This is a genomic window from Holzapfeliella sp. JNUCC 72 (assembly GCF_053668685.1).
On the sequence record NZ_CM132220.1, the window covers coordinates 65316 to 85758 of the forward strand.

The 20443-nt window shown below is 38.1% G+C and carries 9 protein-coding genes; 5 read left to right on the top strand and 4 right to left on the bottom strand.

Translation table 11 applies throughout. From position 1 onward, the window contains the following. Nucleotide 1: 1 nt before the first annotated feature. The gene (locus JNUCC72_RS00385) at nt 2–220 is read right to left on the bottom strand and encodes a hypothetical protein (protein ID WP_454143819.1); all 219 of its coding nucleotides are present in this window, start codon (nt 218–220) and stop codon (nt 2–4) included. 71 nt (nt 221–291) lie between these two features. Continuing rightward, the gene (gene brnQ / locus JNUCC72_RS00390) at nt 292–1644 is read right to left on the bottom strand and encodes a branched-chain amino acid transport system II carrier protein (RefSeq protein ID WP_454143821.1); all 1353 of its coding nucleotides are present in this window, start codon (nt 1642–1644) and stop codon (nt 292–294) included. Nucleotides 1645–1882: 238 nt separating this feature from the next. Here brnQ (JNUCC72_RS00390) and JNUCC72_RS00395 point away from each other — a divergent pair, with 238 nt between their 5' ends. The 4 genes from JNUCC72_RS00395 (at nt 1883) to JNUCC72_RS00410 (ending at nt 17417) form a co-directional block, all read left to right on the top strand. After that, nucleotides 1883–12799: a hypothetical protein gene (locus tag JNUCC72_RS00395; protein WP_454143823.1), complete on the top strand. Its 10917-nt coding sequence runs from the start codon at nt 1883–1885 to the stop codon at nt 12797–12799. Between the two features lie 134 nt (nt 12800–12933). Then, entirely contained in the window at nt 12934–14298 is a 1365-nt protein-coding gene (gene brnQ, locus JNUCC72_RS00400; protein ID WP_056973996.1) for a branched-chain amino acid transport system II carrier protein, read from the top strand. A gap of 93 nt (nt 14299–14391) precedes the next feature. Continuing rightward, on the top strand, nt 14392–15924 hold the full coding sequence (locus JNUCC72_RS00405) for a glycosyltransferase (protein ID WP_454143825.1): 1533 nt from the start codon (nt 14392–14394) through the stop codon (nt 15922–15924). Continuing rightward, nucleotides 15921–17417, top strand: coding sequence for a glycosyltransferase (locus JNUCC72_RS00410; RefSeq protein ID WP_454143827.1), 1497 nt, complete (start codon nt 15921–15923; stop codon nt 17415–17417). The genes JNUCC72_RS00405 and JNUCC72_RS00410 overlap by 4 nt, the downstream gene beginning before the upstream one ends. A 53-nt stretch (nt 17418–17470) precedes the next feature. On the opposite strand, the gene JNUCC72_RS00415 is transcribed toward JNUCC72_RS00410, so the two are convergent. Then, nucleotides 17471–18913, bottom strand: a complete 1443-nt coding sequence (locus JNUCC72_RS00415) for a catalase (protein WP_454143829.1) — start codon at nt 18911–18913, stop codon at nt 17471–17473. 107 nt (nt 18914–19020) lie between these two features. Between JNUCC72_RS00415 and JNUCC72_RS00420 the strand changes: the two genes are divergently transcribed. Continuing rightward, nucleotides 19021–19395 (top strand): YbgA family protein, encoded by a 375-nt coding sequence (locus tag JNUCC72_RS00420; protein ID WP_454143831.1) that lies wholly within the window; start codon nt 19021–19023, stop codon nt 19393–19395. On the opposite strand, the gene JNUCC72_RS00425 is transcribed toward JNUCC72_RS00420, so the two are convergent. Continuing rightward, on the bottom strand, nt 19388–20248 hold the full coding sequence (locus JNUCC72_RS00425) for a fructosamine kinase family protein (RefSeq protein WP_454143833.1): 861 nt from the start codon (nt 20246–20248) through the stop codon (nt 19388–19390). The two genes, JNUCC72_RS00420 and JNUCC72_RS00425, sit on opposite strands and share 8 nt — an antisense overlap. Nucleotides 20249–20443: the final 195 nt, after the last annotated feature.

The following is a 20443-nucleotide window of genomic DNA, read 5'->3' on the forward strand; positions in this document are numbered from 1 at the left end:
CTTATCTAAATAAATAGACTAGGGCAATTCCAATTAGGGATATGATGGCTCCCCAAAAAAGTTGGAAGAAGACACTTTTATCGCCTAACAACAAGCGTAAAATAGGCACTTTTTTACCAAATCCAAATAAAATAATACCGAAGATAAAAACCACAAATGCAAAAAAGCCTTTTGGATTTTGGTTAAAAAAGTCACCGATTTCTTTCAATAGTTGATCCATAAAAAACCTCTTTTCTATATCATAATCTAATATTATCACTGTTTATAGGATTGAAACAAAAAAGCAAAGCATTAAGCTTTGCTTTTTTTTGTTGGGTTTAATTTAAGTAAACTCATCCCAATAATGTAACCAACAACAGCAGGCATTACCCACCCCAGTCCAATTGAACTAAAAGGAATGAGTGCATGATAGGATTCAATGATTCTTGTTATTGTCTCATTTGCCAAAAACTGTGGTAGGTTGTTGAGTCCATCCATAATTGCGGGAATCAAAACAAATAAAGTTGTTGTTTGGTATAAGATATTATGATCACCAACTAACGGCGTTAATAAAGCAACAATGATTAAGACAAGAGCCAATGGAAACATAAACATTAAAACAGGAACAGAATAAGAAATAATATTTGTTAATCCAATATTTGCAAATAGTGCTGGAGCAATGCAGGCGATGATGACAAATGTACGATAAGAAACTTTAGGAAATAAGTTGTTCATTGTTTCTCCAAAAGCAGTAATTAATCCAATCGCTGTTTTTAAACAAGCAACGATAATAATAGCAGCTAGTAAGACATTCCCAAGCTTACCGAAATAGTGAGTGGCAATTTGTGCTAAGGCAATGCCACCGTTTGAAGCTGGTGCTAGTTGGCCCAAACTTAAACCGCCCATTAAAGTCAGCAGGATATAGATAACACTCATCAAAACAATAAAAATCACACTGGATTTCGTCAGCTCTTTGGCGATTTGTTTTGAATCAGTTATACCTAATTCTTTGATAGCATCGATCACAATGAAAGCCATCAACTGAGCACCTAAAGCATCCATAGTATTATAACCTTGCAAGAAACCAGTGAAGAAAGTATGGCTTTGATAAGCAGGCTGTGCTGTATGATTGAGGTCTCCCATTGGATTCATAAAAGCAAATAAAATTAAAATTCCCATTAGAATTAAGAACAAGGGTGTTAGGTATTTACCAACATAAGTCATTAATTTTGCAGGTTTTAAAGTTAACACAAAAGTTAATGTGAAAAATAGAATAGAAAAAATAGCCAAAACCCATTTTTCGGAACCAGCACTAATTAAAGGTTGAATCCCAACATCAAATGAAGTAGTGGCTAGTCTAGGCGTAATAAACAGTGGGCCTAAAATCAAGAAAATAAGAATTGTAAAAACATAAGCATACGGTTTACTAACTTTATTTGCAATTTCAAAAACACTGTTTTCCTTAATAAAATTAACACTTAAAACACCCAGTAAAGAAAATCCAACTGAAGTAACTAAAAAACCAGCAGTAGATAAGGGAAGTAGATTCCCAGATTGTTGACCAAGTGAGATAGGAAAAATAACATTTCCCGCACCAAAGAAAACACCAAAGAGTAATAGTCCAATATATATTGTATTTTTCAAAGATAAATGATTCGTCTTCATTAATAATTCCTTTCCTGTTTTGAATTTGTAAAAGGTCAGTATCATTGTTTATTTTACAGGTAATTAAAAGAAAGAGGAAGTCATAAATCTGCCTTTTACAGGTTAAAAGTGATTTTTGAAGATAAATTGCGTAGTGTGTGATTTCAAGGGTAAATAGTTTACTTATTAAATGAGCGGGAATATAATCGCCTCAATAATTATATTTTTAGTAGGTAACAAATCACAAGGAGACGTTTTCATGTATAACAAAAAACAATATCAAAAGACAAACGAAAAGAAAGTGATGAGAAAACACAAGAAACAATGGGTGGTTGTATCCTTAACTACTTTGGCGTTGCTAGGTGGTTCAGCCAATTTAGGAGGTGTCGGGATGCACACTGTTTTTGCAGATACTCAAAACACCAGTACTGCAGTCACTTTGCCTCAGACAAAAGTGTCGGGAACTGGCACCACGAATACACAACCAGTTTCACAAAACACTAACACGACAAGTCCCCAAGTTGACTCTTCAAGAGATAACGTTAATAAAGCAAGTGCAGTTGAGCAAACTAATGACAGCAATGCTTCTCAAAAACAAACATCTGATGAAGGGACTGCGGATGCTTTATCAGATATTAATTCAGGTGCAACTACAAGTAAGTTAGCTAGTCGACAACCTGATAGCACCTATGCTGCAGATTATATTAATAGCTATAATCAAGCGTTTAATGGGTATCAAGATGGTATGACTGCAACTATAACCACAAAAAATAGTACAGATTCCTCTTATCTAAAAGGATATGATGTTGGTTATCAAGCTAATCCAAGAGTTAAGGGATACAATGATGGTCTTGCGGATATCCAAGCATTAAAAGAAAATCAGATGATAAAAAGTAGTCAAGGTAAAAGTGCTGACTATATTGCTGGTTACAAGTCAGCCTATCAAGGATATAGTGATGGAACTAACTATACTTCTCCTAATCCAAGCATAAATGTAAAAGGTTGGAATAGCTTAAACCCTAATTCTAATACGCTAACAGATGTTTTATATAGTAATGCATATAGTCAAGGTAAATCTTACTATGACACTAACAAAACAAAGCTAGTATCAACATCTTTTCAACTATATCAAAGTTACCTTGATAATAATTCAGGACTAACAGGAGTTAAAATACTAAACAATATTAGTATGTGGGATACTCAAGGAGTTAATGGAGCCACAGGTTATGATGGTAATGGTGTTGCCACTTCAGTATATGGAAACGCAACTAATGCACAGTCCAAGCTTTATTCAAATGCAGCTGAAAGAATTGTTTACTATACCACAGACACACCTGTTACTTATGATGGATTGGATCATACAGTAGACTATGCTTCTTACGTTTTCTCTAATCGTTCTATTCCAGGCGACATTAACATTAAAAATATTACGATGTATGGTGGAGATTATTATGGACCTATGAAAAAAGAGTCTGGTGGTAATATATCCTACGATAATATTACATACACTGGTCCACAGTTAGTGAATGCGACAGGGGCCAATGTTACAATAAAAAACAATGTTACGGTAAATGGTGGACAGAATTATAATCCTACCCAAATAGGGATTGATTTACCCCCAGAAGCCACAACTGGTGCTACCAGATATGTGCCGGACTTTGTCGCATCAGAAGGTGGCCCTATATTAGGTGGAGATATAAATGGTGGTAGTGAAGAACAAAACATGGAAGTTTCTTCAGTTTTGTTCACTAAAGGAAGTCATTATACCGGTAGCTCTTACAATGGTACAGTGATTGAAGCCTCTGGATCAGGGGATATTATCGTTGATGAAGGTGCTATAGTTGATTTAAAGCCGAAGGGTGACGGATCTTATGGGGCTGGGAATGCTCCATCTGGCGGAGTTGCTCAAGGTATGTACTTACATGGTACAAATAATGTTTATGTTAGAAAAAACGCTAGTGTGAATATTACACTTCAAAAAAATGATTATATGGCTCAACATGGATATACGGATAGGACTGCCAATGCCATTTATATGACTGGTGGGACTTTGAATATTGATCAAGGAGGTACAATCTCTGTAGATTACGATGGGAAAATGCCAACTAATATGACATCCGGTGGTGTTTATCTTAATGGTGGTACTGTGAATGTTAATGGTACCTTTGATATTACGGGTAAGAACTTAGGAGACAGCAGTAATTTGTTACTTTATGCTGGTTCTGCTGTAAATATCACAAATGGGAATATGAATATTTCTATTGCTGATGGTAGCGGTAATATGCACTTGGTTAACGGTAATGCATTTAATGTTTCAAATCCTGGTACTTCAGGTATTAATTTTGATTTAGGACAAAATACAGGATTGGGTAGTGCGTTGTTCGGATCTGGTACCATGATTGCTAAAAATGTTAGTGTCAACCATAGTGATAAATATTTACCTTACTATGATTTAAACATCCCTATGGGAGGTGGTACTGTCACAGGTAATGGTATGAATGGATATGATTCAAACGTATTTAACTATTCCTTAGCTGCAGACGACTCTAAAACTAAACGTTTAGAGTTGAGAGCTATACCAGATTTTGGTTTTGTACCTAATAGTAATGATGTTAAATTGGATAGTAATGGAAATTATGTTCTAACAGGTAACTTACAGACTATTAATTCATCACCCAACTTTAACAATTCTCAAAATTCTATTTACCTTCGAATGTTAGATAAAAATGGGAATCCATTACCTGGCAATACATATTCTAATACTGAAGACAGTAAGGATGTCGATTCTGCCAATAAACGAAATGTATATACAGTAGCTCTTAAGAATAAGAGTCAAACGGATGGTACTATTCAATATCAAATTAGTTTGCCTAAAGAATTTGATCTTACCCAAATTAATAATTATCAAGTTCAGGGACACTATGTTATAAGTAACCATTTAAATCAGATTGATTTGAGTCAGGATAAAATCAATGATGTAATTGCTAAAAGAGCTACAAGTTCTTATGATGATGGAGTCGCTGCTTTTTTAAATCATAAAGATGATAAGCCAGCATATGATCCAAGTACTGATTCTAGGTATAACACCTCTAATAGTGATTACAAAACTGGATATGATGGCGCGAAAGATGGTTATGATAGCAAAGGAGACTCTACGAAATCCTTAGTTTATGGCTATGGTAGTGATAGTTATAAAAAAGCATTTGACATAGGTGGTAGTGCTTACTTTGAGGAACAATCATCAGGTTATGAAAACGCTAATGATAATAATACAAAAGCACAAAGTTATGCAGGAGACGCTAAAACAAGTGCTAGCCAAGCACAAGATAGCAATCAAACTGCAACAAATGCAGCAACAAGTGCAGGCCAAGCAGCAACAACCGCTAATAGTGCGCAAAGTACAGCAAGTAGCTTGAGTACTAAGTATCCAAATGATCAAGTAATCGCAAGTGCCGCAAGTGCCGCATCGAGTGCAGCAGCAGATGCAAATCAAGCTTCAAGTACAGCCACACAAGATGTACAAAAAGCATCAAGCGCTAATTCAACAGCAGCATCAGCAACAAATGATGCGAGTGTAGCAGCAAGTATAGCCGCAAGTGAAGCATCATTAGCAAGTACAGCAAACGAAAATGCAGTATCGGCAGCTAAGGCAGGTAATGAAACACAAGCTACAGAGTATGTGCAAGAGGCTAAAAGCGCTGCCCAAAGTGTAGCAGATCAAACAGCAGCAGCCAGTGCCGCAGCAAGTACAGCAGCCAGTGCCGCAGCAGTCGCTTCACAAGCCGCAAGCGATGCTACAAAAGCAAACCAAGCCGCTCAAAGTGATCAACAAACTGCAACATCACAAGCAGCAATTGCAAACCAAGCATCAAGTACAGAAGATCAAGGAAATACGGCGGTAAGTCAAGCCAATGCCGATAATACAAAAGCACAAAGTTATGCAGGAGACGCTAAAAGTAGTGCTAGCCAAGCAAAAGATAGCAATCAAACAGCAACAAATGCAGCAACAAGTGCAGGCCAAGCAGCAACAACCGCTAATAATGCACAAAGCACAGCAAGTAGCTTGAGTACTAAATATCCAAATGATCAAGTAATCGCAAGTGCCGCAAGTGCCGCATCGAGTGCAGCAGCAGATGCAAATCAAGCTTCAAGTACAGCCGCACAAGATGTACAGAAAGCATCAAGCGCTAATTCAACAGCAGCATCAGCAACAAATGATGCGAGTGTAGCAGCAAGTATAGCAGCAAGTGCACAAGCTGCAACAAGTGTTGCAAATTCAAGTGCTGCAAGTGCTGCAAAAGCTAATAATGAGTCTTTAGCTAATAGCTATGCAAAAGATGCCCAAAGTGACGCTGCAACGGTAAGTACGCAAACAGCAGCAGCCAGTGCCGCAGCAAGTACAGCAGCCAGTGCCGCAGCAGTCGCTTCACAAGCCGCAAGCGATGCTACAAAAGCAAACCAAGCCGCTCAAAGTGATCAACAAACTGCAACATCACAAGCAGCAATTGCAAACCAAGCATCAAGTACAGAAGATCAAGGAAATACGGCGGTAAGTCAAGCCAATGCCGATAATACAAAAGCACAAAGTTATGCAGGAGACGCTAAAAGTAGTGCTAGCCAAGCAAAAGATAGCAATCAAACAGCAACAAATGCAGCAACAAGTGCAGGCCAAGCAGCAACAACCGCTAATAGTGCGCAAAGTACAGCAAGTAGCTTGAGTACTAAGTATCCAAATGATCAAGTAATCGCAAGTGCCGCAAGTGCCGCATCGAGTGCAGCAGCAGATGCAAATCAAGCTTCAAGTACAGCCGCACAAGATGTACAGAAAGCATCAAGCGCTAATTCAACAGCAGCATCAGCAACAAATGATGCGAGTGTAGCAGCAAGTATAGCAGCAAGTGCACAAGCTGCAACAAGTGTTGCAAATTCAAGTGCTGCAAGTGCTGCAAAAGCTAATAATGAGTCTTTAGCTAATAGCTATGCAAAAGATGCCCAAAGTGACGCTGCAACGGTAAGTACGCAAACAGCAGCAGCCAGTGCCGCAGCAAGTACAGCAGCCAGTGCCGCAGCAGTCGCTTCACAAGCCGCAAGCGATGCTACAAAAGCAAACCAAGCCGCTCAAAGTGATCAACAAACTGCAACATCACAAGCAGCAATTGCAAACCAAGCATCAAGTACAGAAGATCAAGGAAATACGGCGGTAAGTCAAGCCAATGCCGATAATACAAAAGCACAAAGTTATGCAGGAGACGCTAAAAGTAGTGCTAGCCAAGCACAAGATAGCAATCAAACTGCAACAAATGCGGCAACAAGTGCAGGCCAAGCCGCAACAACCGCTAATAATGCACAAAGCACAGCAAGTAGCTTGAGTACTAAATATCCAAATGATCAAGTAATCGCAAGTGCCGCAAGTGCCGCATCGAGTGCAGCAGCAGATGCAAATCAAGCTTCAAGTACAGCCGCACAAGATGTACAAAAAGCATCAAGCGCTAATTCAACAGCAGCATCAGCAACAAATGATGCGAGTGTAGCAGCAAGTATAGCCGCAAGTGCACAAGCTGCAACAAGTGTTGCAAATTCAAGTGCTGCAAGTGCTGCAAAAGCTAATAATGAGTCTTTAGCTAATAGCTATGCAAAAGATGCCCAAAGTGACGCTGCAACGGTAAGTACGCAAACAGCAGCAGCCAGTGCCGCAGCAAGTACAGCAGCCAGTGCTGCAGCAGTCTCTTCACAAGCCGCAAGCGATGCTACAAAAGCAAACCAAGCCGCTCAAAGTGATCAACAAAAAGCAACATCACAAGCAGCAATTGCAAATCAAGCATCAAGTACAGAAGATCAAGGAAATACGGCGGTAAGTCAAGCCAATGCCGATAATACAAAAGCTCAAAGTTATGCAGGAGACGCTAAAAGTAGTGCTAGCCAAGCACAAGATAGCAATCAAACTGCAACAAATGCGGCAACAAGTGCAGGCCAAGCCGCAACAACCGCTAATAATGCACAAAGCACAGCAAGTAGCTTGAGTACTAAATATCCAAATGATCAAGTAATCGCAAGTGCCGCAAGTGCCGCATCGAGTGCAGCAGCAGATGCAAATCAAGCTTCAAGTACAGCCGCACAAGATGTACAAAAAGCATCAAGCGCTAATTCAACAGCAGCATCAGCAACAAATGATGCGAGTGTAGCAGCAAGTATAGCAGCAAGTGCACAAGCTGCAACAAGTGTTGCAAATTCAAGTGCTGCAAGTGCTGCAAAAGCTAATAATGAGTCTTTAGCTAATAGCTATGCAAAAGATGCCCAAAGTGACGCTGCAACGGTAAGTACGCAAACAGCAGCAGCCAGTGCCGCAGCAAGTACAGCAGCCAGTGCCGCAGCAGTCGCTTCACAAGCCGCAAGCGATGCTACAAAAGCAAACCAAGCCGCTCAAAGTGATCAACAAACAGCAACATCACAAGCTGCAATTGCAAACCAAGCATCAAGTACAGAAGATCAAGGAAATACGGCGGTAAGTCAAGCCAATGCCGATAATACAAAAGCACAAAGTTATGCAGGAGACGCTAAAAGTAGTGCTAGCCAAGCACAAGATAGCAATCAAACTGCAACAAATGCAGCAACAAGTGCAGGCCAAGCAGCAACAACCGCTAATAGTGCGCAAAGTACAGCAAGTAGCTTGAGTGCTAAATATCCAAATGATCAAGTAATCGCAAGTGCCGCAAGTGCAGCATCGAGTGCAGCAGCAGATGCAAATCAAGCTTCAAGTACAGCCGCACAAGATGTACAAAAAGCATCAAGCGCTAATTCAACAGCAGCATCAGCAACAAATGATGCGAGTGTAGCAGCAAGTATAGCAGCAAGTGCACAAGCTGCAACAAGTGTTGCAAATTCAAGTGCTGCAAGTGCTGCAAAAGCTAATAATGAGTCTTTAGCTAATAGCTATGCAAAAGATGCCCAAAGTGACGCTGCAACGGTAAGTACGCAAACAGCAGCAGCCAGTGCCGCAGCAAGTACAGCAGCCAGTGCCGCAGCAGTCGCTTCACAAGCCGCAAGCGATGCTACAAAAGCAAACCAAGCCGCTCAAAGTGATCAACAAACTGCAACATCACAAGCAGCAATTGCAAACCAAGCATCAAGTACAGAAGATCAAGGAAATACGGCGGTAAGTCAAGCCAATGCCGATAATACAAAAGCTCAAAGTTATGCAGGAGACGCTAAAAGTAGTGCTAGCCAAGCACAAGATAGCAATCAAACTGCAACAAATGCAGCAACAAGTGCAGGCCAAGCCGCAACAACCGCTAATAATGCGCAAAGTACAGCAAGTAGCTTGAGTGCTAAGTATCCAAATGATCAAGTAATCGCAAGTGCCGCAAGTGCCGCGTCAAGTGCAGCAGCAGATGCAAATCAAGCTTCAAGTACAGCCGCACAAGATGTACAAAAAGCATCAAGCGCTAATTCAACAGCAGCATCAGCAACAAATGATGCGAGTGTAGCAGCAAGTATAGCAGCAAGTGCACAAGCTGCAACAAGTGTTGCAAATTCAAGTGCTGCAAGTGCTGCAAAAGCTAATAATGAGTCTTTAGCTAATAGCTATGCAAAAGATGCCCAAAGTGACGCTGCAACGGTAAGTACGCAAACAGCAGCAGCCAGTGCCGCAGCAAGTACAGCAGCCAGTGCCGCAGCAGTCGCTTCACAAGCCGCAAGCGATGCTACAAAAGCAAACCAAGCCGCTCAAAGTGATCAACAAACTGCAACATCACAAGCAGCAATTGCAAACCAAGCATCAAGTACAGAAGATCAAGGAAATACGGCGGTAAGTCAAGCCAATGCCGATAATACAAAAGCACAAAGTTATGCAGGAGACGCTAAAACAAGTGCTAGCCAAGCACAAGATAGCAATCAAACAGCAACAAATGCAGCAACAAGTGCAGGCCAAGCAGCAACAACCGCTAATAGTGCGCAAAGTACAGCAAGTAGCTTGAGTACTAAGTATCCAAATGATCAAGTAATCGCAAGTGCCGCAAGTGCCGCATCGAGTGCAGCAGCAGATGCAAATCAAGCTTCAAGTACAGCCGCACAAGATGTACAAAAAGCATCAAGCGCTAATTCAACAGCAGCATCAGCAACAAATGATGCGAGTGTAGCAGCAAGTATAGCCGCAAGTGCACAAGCTGCAACAAGTGTTGCAAATTCAAGTGCTGCAAGTGCTGCAAAAGCTAATAATGAGTCTTTAGCTAATAGCTATGCAAAAGATGCCCAAAGTGACGCTGCAACGGTAAGTACGCAAACAGCAGCAGCCAGTGCCGCAGCAAGTACAGCAGCCAGTGCCGCAGCAGTCGCTTCACAAGCCGCAAGCGATGCTACAAAAGCAAACCAAGCCGCTCAAAGCGATCAACAAACTGCAACATCACAAGCTGCAATTGCAAACCAAGCATCAAGTACAGAAGATCAAGGAAATACGGCGGTAAGTCAAGCCAATGCCGATAATACAAAAGCTCAAAGTTATGCAGGAGACGCTAAAAGTAGTGCTAGCCAAGCACAAGATAGCAATCAAACAGCAACAAATGCAGCAACAAGTGCAGGCCAAGCCGCAACAACCGCTAATAATGCGCAAAGTACAGCAAGTAGCTTGAGTGCTAAATATCCAAATGATCAAGTAATCGCAAGTGCAGCAAGTGCTGCATCGAGTGCAGCAGCAGATGCAAATCAAGCTTCAAGTACAGCCGCACAAGATGTACAAAAAGCATCAAGCGCTAATTCAACAGCAGCATCAGCAACAAATGATGCGAGTGTAGCAGCAAGTATAGCAGCAAGTGCACAAGCTGCAACAAGTGTTGCAAATTCAAGTGCTGCAAGTGCTGCAAAAGCTAATAATGAGTCTTTAGCTAATAGCTATGCAAAAGATGCCCAAAGTGACGCTGCAACTGTAAGTACGCAAACAGCAGCAGCCAGTGCCGCAGCAAGTACAGCAGCCAGTGCTGCAGCAGTCTCTTCACAAGCCGCAAGCGATGCTACAAAAGCAAACCAAGCCGCTCAAAGTGATCAACAAAAAGCAACATCACAAGCAGCAATTGCAAATCAAGCATCAAGTACAGAAGATCAAGGAAATACGGCGGTAAGTCAAGCCAATGCCGATAATACAAAAGCACAAAGTTATGCAGGAGACGCTAAAAGTAGTGCTAGCCAAGCACAAGATAGCAATCAAACAGCAACAAATGCAGCAACAAGTGCAGGCCAAGCAGCAACAACCGCTAATAGTGCGCAAAGTACAGCAAGTAGCTTGAGTACTAAGTATCCAAATGATCAAGTAATCGCAAGTGCCGCAAGTGCCGCATCGAGTGCAGCAGCAGATGCAAATCAAGCTTCAAGTACAGCCGCACAAGATGTACAAAAAGCATCAAGCGCTAATTCAACAGCAGCATCAGCAACAAATGATGCGAGTGTAGCAGCAAGTATAGCCGCAAGTGCACAAGCTGCAACAAGTGTTGCAAATTCAAGTGCTGCAAGTGCTGCAAAAGCTAATAATGAGTCTTTAGCTAATAGCTATGCAAAAGATGCCCAAAGTGACGCTGCAACGGTAAGTACGCAAACAGCAGCAGCCAGTGCCGCAGCAAGTACAGCAGCCAGTGCCGCAGCAGTCGCTTCACAAGCCGCAAGCGATGCTACAAAAGCAAACCAAGCCGCTCAAAGTGATCAACAAACTGCAACATCACAAGCAGCAATTGCAAACCAAGCATCAAGTACAGAAGATCAAGGAAATACGGCGGTAAGTCAAGCCAATGCCGATAATACAAAAGCACAAAGTTATGCAGGAGACGCTAAAACAAGTGCTAGCCAAGCACAAGATAGCAATCAAACTGCAACAAATGCGGCAACAAGTGCAGGCCAAGCCGCAACAACCGCTAATAATGCACAAAGCACAGCAAGTAGCTTGAGTAATCGATATCCAAATGATTTTATTATTAAAAGTGCAGCCACCGCCGCAAGTCAAGCCGCAAGTCAAGGTGTGATTGCATCAAATACAGCCACAAGTGCATCAAACACAGCCGATAAAGCGACAACTATTGCCAGTCAGGCAAAAGTGGTTGCCAGTCAAGCCGCAAGTCAAGCTGATATAGATGCAAAAGTCGCTAGTCAAGCTAATGCCAATGCTGCCTCAGCAGCTCGATTAGGTGACAAAACAAAAGCAGAACAATTTGTTAACCAAGCAAAAGCTGCAAGTCAAAAAGTGGCAGACGAAACAATAAAAGCATCAAGTGCTGCAAGTCAGGCCTCAAATGCTGCATTAGTAGCATCTGAAGCTGCGAAAATTGCAAAACAAGCAAATCAAGCGGCTCAAGTCGCAATGTCAAACGCTAAGAAAGCCGCTTCCGAAGCACAATCACGTGCTAATGAAAACTGGCAGAATGAAAATTCCAATTCAGAAATTGCAAATATTCATAATGAGGCGATAAATGATGCTGAAAAAGGAACGGAACGTGACATTAGTGACATGCCAGTAGGCTATCAACAGATGTATCAGCAAGCTTATAATCAATATATTCAATCTCACCTAAGAACAGTGCCAGTTAACTATATTCAAAATTATGACGTTCGTCTTTGGGACATAGATAATCAAGGTAATATGGAACCGGCAGAATTGGTTAAATCAGGTCGTAATATTAAAATTTCAAACGAAGTTAAATCGGTAAATGGTATTGAATACGTTAAAGTTTATGGAGATTTTGATGGCCAATGGGTCCAAAAACAATATATAGAGCCAGGAAGTTATCAAAAAGTAAATTACGTACCAGGATATGGAATCAAGACGTGGCATTTTGATAACGGGCAAGCAACGATTGATGATGATTATATTGAAGATGGTGATTATATTAAAGTTGTTGGCGATAAGAAAGTGGTGAATGGAGTAGAATATACTCAAATAATAAATCAGGACGAAAATGTATGGGTTGAAAGTAAGTATTTAACTCAACCAAAAGAAAATATAATTAATTACGTTCCAGGTTATGGTGTTCAAAATTGGAAAATCAATGCTGATGGTAAAATGAATGCTATTGGTGATAGTTATACTGAATCAGGAACCTCAATTTCAGTTTTTGATTCTAAAGAAGATGACGGTATTAGTTACAGTCGTATAGGGTCACCAGATAATAATATTTGGGTTCAGACACAATATTTAAAATAGCGATATAATAAGAAAAGCATAACTCAAAAGAGTTATGCTTTTTTATTGATTAATTATTTAAAGTTTAGTATTGTAATGAATAAGAGTTTATTTTAATTTTTTTTTAATAAATAAGAGTAAGGGAGATGATGTAAATGAATTCTAAGTTATCATTTAAGGATACGATGTATATTGGGATGATGCTTTTTGGATTATTTTTTGGTGCTGGAAATATTATTTTTCCAATAGCAATGGGTCAACAAGCAGGGGGTAATGTATGGTTAGCTGTCGTTGGCTTTTTAATCACGTCAGTTGGGTTACCATTACTTGGAATTATTGGTTTGGGTTTATCACAATCGAGCGGTGTTTTCTTTTTAGCAAAAAAAGTGAATAAAACGTATGGCTATATTTTTACAGTGTTGCTGTATTTAGTTATTGGCCCCTTTTTTGCGATTCCAAGACTTGCGACAACATCATTTCAAATTGGGTTTGCTCCTTTTATCAGCGAAGGTCAAATACCACTGTTTTTAGGTATTTTTTCTGTTGTCTTTTTTGGTGCAACGTATTTCTTTGCTACAAGACCAGGAAAAATCATGACTTACGTTGGTAAGTATTTAACGCCTATTTTCTTAATTTTATTAGGAATTATTTTATTGTTTGTATTTTTAAAACCAATGGGGAGTTTAGGGTTCGAAGCTCAAGGTGCATATCAAACCAATGCCGTATTAAAAGGGTTTACTGAAGGATATAACACTATGGATGCTTTAGCATCACTTGCTTTTGGTGTTATTGTTGTTGATTCAATCCGTCGACTAGGTATTAATAAACCTAAAGATTTAGTTCGCGAGATGTCAAAGTCTGGGATTGTGGCATTAATTCTAATGGGTGTAATTTACTTATTATTAGCATTGATGGGAACGTTAAGTTTAAATAAATTTGGTATTGCACCAGATGGTGGTACGGCATTAGCCGAAGTTGCACGTTTTTATATGGGAGATTTTGGTAACATTTTATTAGCTGTTTTGATTTTGATCGCTTGTTTAAAAACAGCAATAGGATTGGTTACTTCGTTTGGAGAAGCAATGAATAAAATGTTCCCAAATATTCCTTATAAAGTTTTTATGACAGTAGCAGCTGTATTACCAGCAATATTTGCAAATGTGGGATTATCAAAAATTGTTGAATATTCTACACCAGTTTTAATGTTCATTTATCCATTAGCAGTAGCTTTGATTTTTATTTCACTGCTTACACCAATTCTAAAACCGACTAAATGGGTTTATGGGATGACAACATTGTTTACGTTGATTCCGGCGATTTTTGATCTTTTGAGTAATGCACCGAAATTTATTAGTGGGACATCATTTGTAAAGGCAATTGTTGATTTTGCTACGAAGTACTTACCTTTATATAACTTAGGATTAGGCTGGGTTGTTCCAGCTCTTATAGGGTTAATTATAGGAATTGTTTTACAAAAACTGAGTGTTTTAGGTTTAAATAAAGAAGAAAAGACTAGCTAAAAGCTAGTCTTTTTTGATGGTTAATATTTTAGTAATTGAAGGATCACGAGTACAATAAAAGTAATAATTGATACACTACAGAGGAGTGATTATTTGTATTATTTTCTAAATACTAAAATAGCCATTAATAAGTCTGGAATTGAACATGCACAGATAAAGCGTATGAACTTGTTCAATGAGCACGGAGTAGCTAATAAAATCGTGACCAGATCTTTAGTTCTTAATGCTACTGATATTTTAAAGGCTAGCCGTATACCAGTCTCAAATTATCTAAACATGTATGATTTTTTTAGGGGTGAAACTATTGCTGACAAAACTTATAACATAGATGACTTTGAAATTCCAACAAGCATGGTGATGCACAAAAAAAACAATGAATATTTGCTTGATTATCAGGGGAAAACTATTCAGATTTTGATGACTAAATCTGATGATGATCGACGTGTTGATAATATTAGGCTACTTTCAAAAGACGGTAAATTGGTAAAAACAAGTTGGTATGACACCAGAGGGTTTATTGGAGTAGAAGAATACTTTGATAAAAACAATGAATTGTCTGTCAAGGAGGTATTAGCACCCTCTGGAAAAGTTACTTGTCAAATCTTTTATATGTCAGATAAGCAAGGGAAAGTAAAGCCTAGTTTTTATCAATTACCTAATTATCAAGGCCATGATTTACAATTTAACTCAGAAGAAGATTTAATGACATTCTTTTTAGATGAATTAGCTAAGAAGGATAAAAATGTAGTGTACATTGGCGATCGTGCTACAGAGTATGCCTATAGTTTATTTAGTATGCACGAACGTGCTTTTAAAATCTTAGTTTTACATAGTTCACATGTTGCAGATAATGACAATCCGTTAAAATCTGAACTGAATAATAACTTTTATTATTCATTAAATCATTTAAATTGTTGGCAAACTATTTTGACTTCAACCAAACAACAATTAATAGACTTCAATAATAGATATCACTTAGAATCTAAAACACATACAATTCCAGTAGGAAATATTGAACAAACTGAAAAAGTGCTTTTTGAAAATCGTAGACCATATAGCATTGGATTAATAGCAAGGCTTGCGCCTGAAAAGCAACAATTACAAGCAGTTAAAGCAATTGAAAAAGTTAAAAGTGTGATTCCCCAAGTAAAATTACATTTTTATGGTTATTCAAACGGAGATTATGGGCAAAAAGTAAAAAAAGTGGTTAATGAAAAACATTTAGACAAGACTATTATTTTTGAAAATTACACTGATAGCATTAATGATGTTTATAAGACCATACAGTTGCAACTGCTGACTTCATCTGTTGAAGGATTTGCAATGTCAGTATTGGAGGGATTGTCAAACGGTGTACCTCAAATTTCATACGATATTAAATATGGACCCAAAGACATTATTACAGATGGAGAAGATGGCTACTTAGTTAAGCCTGATGATATAGATGAATTAGCTGAAAAAATCATCAATTATTTCAATGATCTTAATCAAGCAAAAAAGATGAGTGAAAATGCTTATCAAAATAGTCGTCGATATTCAAAAAATTCTGTTTATAATGATTGGAAACCTTTATTTAATCAGGTTGAAAAATTTTACAAAAAATCCAGCCAGGAGGTATTACAATGATTTATTTTGTTAACCAGTATTTGTTGGAATTAAATACAAGCATCGAACATACTGAAGTTAAACGCATTAATTTATTTAAACAAATGAAAATCCCAGCTAAAATTGTGACACGAGACTTTAATACGATGATGGCTGAAAATATAAAATCATTGGGATTAGATAATGATCAAGTGCTAAATATGTACGACTATTTTAGAGACACAATCAATATACCCGTTAAGGTAACAAAAAATTGTGATCTTGATATTTCAAAAGAGTATGACATTAATCCAGGAGCCAATATTAGTCGTGTTGTTAAAGGAGCACAGCTCATAATGAATATTCATCATGTTCCAGGTACTTTTGGGCATACTTATTTTATAGAATATTTTGATTACTTAGGTAATTTAGTTAAAAAACGCGATTACGATAGTCGCGGATTTATGGCTCGTGACCAGTTCTTTGCAGCAGATGGGTTATTGATTTATGAACGCCACTACGATAAAAATGGTGATATTAAAATAGAAAACTATTTTGATGACCAAGCAATTGTGATTAGAACTATTCTATATGATTATAAAGATGAAACATATTACTTTGAAAATGAAATGGAATTAGCCTCATTCTTTTTAGATGAATTGAACCGTCAAAATGACTTAAAAGCCACTTTTATTGGTGATCGTCCTACTATTTCATACGATATGATTATGGGGATGCAAACACGAGGGAAAAACATTCTATATATGCCTAATCCGCATACGATTGATGATAATGATGGTGTCTATGCAGATATGAGTGGATTATATGCCAATGCTATTTATCAACACCCAAATCAATGGAATAGTATTATTGTTGCTACAGCTAAGCAGAAAAATGATTTAACAAAATGGTATGGTGGCAAATCACCTATCCCTATTGAAGTTATTTCGCCATCTGTTCAAGTTGAAAGTGAGCAAGATACAATTTTGGATAAAAATACGGCTCATCAAGAAAATAAAGTCATTTATACAGGTAAATTGGATGCCAAAAATAATGTAGTTGAGTTGGTAGAAGCTTTCGATAAAGTCGTCACGATTTTACCCAATGCCACGCTAGATATTTATGGGTATGGAACAGAATATGATGCTATCAAAACTAAAATTGACGAACTTAAGCTCTCAAATTCGATTAAACTATCAGGATACCAAGCAGATTTAACATCAGCTTATCAATCAGCAGAATTGCTCGTCTATACGGGTAATGTTGATGTTGAACCATTATGTTTAATTGAAGCAATGTCTTACAGTGTACCGTGCGTTGCTTATAATAGTTTATATGGTATTCAAGATATCATTAAAGATGGTGAAAATGGTTTTGTTGTCGATAAACATCGTATTGATGAATTAGCTTCAACTATCATCAAAACATTAGAAAATAAGAAACGATTACATAAGATGAGTCAAAATGCTTATCATACAGCCAAAACTTATGCTCCTGAAAATATGATTCAAAAATGGCAACAAGTACTTAACTAAAAGTATAAAAAAAGAACTTACTAATTTTAGTAAGTTCTTTTTTTGTGTTTAGCTTATTTAATTTCATCAACTGATAAACCAAGGGCTTTGGCAACACGTTCACCATAGTCTGGATCAGCTTGATAGAATTGTTTGGCTTCTAAAACTTTAATGTCGCGTGATTTTACTTGACCAAGATTGCTTTTAATATTTTCAACTAAGCGTTCTTTTTCGCCTTCATCAAATAGACGATATAATTCACCAGCAGCAGAAAAGTTGTCCGTGTCATAAGGTTTGAAATGACCGGTTTCACCAGCTAATTGATCAGGTGCAATTTTTGCAGAAGGCACTTCTGTTGGGCCATCAACACTATTAGGTTCATAGTTTGCAGAACCATCATGACCTTGTGACATAAAGCCATCACGGTGGTAGTTATTAACTTCATTAATTGGACGGTTAACTTTTAATTGCTCGTAGTTAGCACCTAAACGGTAACGAGCGGCATCTTTATAACCGAATAAACGTCCTTGTAAGACTTTATCAGCTGAAGGTTCGATACCGGGAACCAAGTTAGCAGGTGAAAATGCTAATTCTTCCATTTCTTCAAAGTAATTTTCTGGGTTCTCATTTAAAACCATTTGACCGACTTCCATTAATGGATAGTCTTTTTGAGAAACAACTTTTGTGACATCAAAAATATCATGTTTATAGTTAAGTCCTTCTTCATAAGGAATAACTTGAACGTAAAGTGTCCATGAAGGAAAGTCTTTTTCTTCAATAGAATTAAAAAGTTCATTTTGAAGATAGTCAGGGTCGTCACCACAAAGTTTGGCAGCTAATTCATTAGACATATTATGAACACCTTGGTTAGTTCTAAAGTGATATTTCACAAAGAATTGTTCACCTTTATCATTAACCCATTTGAAAGTATGGCTACCATAACCATGCATTGTACGGTAACTTGCAGGAATACCACGGTCACTCATTAAGATAGTGACTTGGTGAAGTGTTTCTGGTGAATGTGACCAGAAGTCCCATTGCATATCTTGGCTTCTAGTATGTGTTTTTGGATTACGTTTTTGTGAGTGAATAAAGTCAGGAAACTTCAATGGATCATTGATAAAGAAGACGGGTGTATTGTTACCCACAATATCGTAGTTTCCTTCTTGTGTATAGAATTTGACCGCAAAGCCACGAACATCACGATAAGTATCAGGATAACCGCTTTCACCAGCTACTTGAGAAAAACGTGTGATTAAAGGTGTTTTTTTACCTTTGCCATTGAAAACATCGGCTTTAGTATAAGCACTCATATCATGTGTCAATTCAAAGTAACCTTTAGCCCCTGAACCTTTAGCATGAACGACACGTTCGGGGATGCGTTCACGGTTAAAGTGAGCTAATTTTTCAAGTAATTGATAATCTTGAATAAGAACTGGGCCACGCTTGCCAGCAGTTTGTGAATGTTGATTATCTGACCAAGGTTGGCCTTCACTAGTTGTTAAATTTTTTGACATAATATTACCCTCTTTCGCGATTATTGTAGAACTAAACTTAAAAATATTCAATTATTTACTCTAGCTCGTTATAATTGTAGAAAGTAATTTAAAAGGAGTCGTTTAATTTGGAAAATTGGCAAAAAGAGTGGGCTCAAAATAAATATTGGCTGATGTCACGCTCTCAAAAGTTTTATAACGAAGTCAGACAATTGGCTAAAGGTAATAATTGGACTGACGATAAAAAGAAACGCTATGAAGAGATTATTGAAGAAGCAAAAGTCGCGCCATTAGATCGTGGCAATATGATGAATGCTTATCAACATGTATGGGGATACTTTAAAAAAATTGCCACGGAAGCTGAAAAGGAACAGTTTAGACAACTACAAGCTGACTTTACGCTTGACCATGATGAATTAGGCCCTTTTTTAGCAGAAATGACAAAAAAATACAACGTTAACTACTTATTGGCGTCAACGTTGTTACAGTCGTATTTTAAATAAATTGTTGGAGTAAGCGATATACACTTGGCTGGTAGATAGATCCAAACTCACTTAAATGAAACATCATATAGTAGAGTTTGTAATAAACTAGTCTATCTTGATAACCGTCATCAAGCGGGTAAGTGTCTTGATAACCTTGAATAAAATTCTGGTCAAAACCACCAAAGACTTGTGTAATGGCGATATCAAATTCACGGTCACCGTAATAAACGGCAGGGTCGATGAAAACAGGGTGCTGGTCTAGGTCAAACATAATGTTGCCTCCCCAAAGGTCGCCATGCAATAAGCTGGGGATGCTTTGATGATTGGTTAGGTCATGTTGAAATTGTTGTAGCATGTTTTGATAGAGATGTTCGAGTTCAACGGACCAATTATGATTGTGAATAATGAGTTTTCGTAGCGGTTCAAATCGTTGATTAACGAAAAAATCATACCAATTATCTTGCCACTGGTTATCACCAGTAAAATTGCCTAATTCAAAATTACTGTCGAATCCAAACTGTTGATTAGGACTAGTTGATTGATGAACTTTGGCTAGAGCTTGCCCTAACTCATATTGATTACCATGTGGTAAGTGATCAATATATTCAAGTAGTAAATAAGCATCTTGTCCATTATCACCGAAATCTAGCACTTGAGGGGTTTTAGCAAATTTACCTAAAGCCTTTAATCCAGCGACTTCATGACTAAAAAACTGACGTGTAGCATTTTGCTGAACAAGTAAGAAGAAGGAATAGCTGTGTGTATAAACGTGAAAAGCTTGGTTGATATCGCCACCTGTCACAGCTGAGTACTTTTCAACTGGCTCAGGCAAGTTTAAATTTTTAACGATATTATGGATAGATTGTGACATTATTTCACCTCAAAATTAAGTAGTAACCCCATCTTAATACAGTTAAGATGGGGTTTCCAATAGCTAAATAAAAAAGTTTCGAATTTTGAGTTTTTCTAGTTGTATCTTTTACATAACCGTTGTATTATAAAGTCGAACAAAAGATTAGCACTCGAAGTAATCAAGTGCTAAAAAATTGTTACATAGATTATAAGG

Coding starts and splice junctions, on each gene's coding strand:
- brnQ (WP_056973996.1), top strand. CDS start 12,934: ATGAATTCTAAGTTATCATTTAAGGATACGATGTATATTGGGATGATG.
- JNUCC72_RS00395 (WP_454143823.1), top strand. CDS start 1,883: ATGTATAACAAAAAACAATATCAAAAGACAAACGAAAAGAAAGTGATG.
- JNUCC72_RS00410 (WP_454143827.1), top strand. CDS start 15,921: ATGATTTATTTTGTTAACCAGTATTTGTTGGAATTAAATACAAGCATC.
- JNUCC72_RS00425 (WP_454143833.1), bottom strand. CDS start 20,248: ATGTCACAATCTATCCATAATATCGTTAAAAATTTAAACTTGCCTGAG.
- brnQ (WP_454143821.1), bottom strand. CDS start 1,644: ATGAAGACGAATCATTTATCTTTGAAAAATACAATATATATTGGACTA.
- JNUCC72_RS00415 (WP_454143829.1), bottom strand. CDS start 18,913: ATGTCAAAAAATTTAACAACTAGTGAAGGCCAACCTTGGTCAGATAAT.
- JNUCC72_RS00385 (WP_454143819.1), bottom strand. CDS start 220: ATGGATCAACTATTGAAAGAAATCGGTGACTTTTTTAACCAAAATCCA.